Consider the following 279-nt stretch of genomic DNA (forward strand, 5'->3'; position numbering starts at 1 on the left):
GTCAGCGGAGGACTATTACCAGCGGTTTGTTGCAGGTACCTGGATTCGGTGGATTCGTTACCTCTTTGTCTTTATCTCGTTGCTTTTACCCTCTTTTTATATCGCTATTACGACGTTTCACCCGGAAATGATACCGTCCAAGCTGTTGGTAACGATAACTGCATCAAGAGAGGTAGTTCCTTTCCCAGCCTTAATCGAGGCATTTATTATGGAAATTTCCTTTGAAGCTCTCAGAGAGGCTGCTGTCAGAATCCCCAAATCGATTGGTCAAGCAGTATC

The 279-nt window shown here is 44.8% G+C and carries 1 protein-coding gene; it reads left to right on the plus strand.

Features of this window, described 5'->3' with window-relative positions; translation table 11 throughout:
- Positions 1-279 (plus strand): spore germination protein (locus SB754_RS19885; protein ID WP_410784109.1); only part of this gene is annotated, 279 nt, incomplete at both ends.

It is taken from the genome of Leifsonia sp. SIMBA_070 (genome assembly GCF_046534635.1).
Lineage (GTDB): Bacteria > Actinomycetota > Actinomycetes > Actinomycetales > Microbacteriaceae > Leifsonia.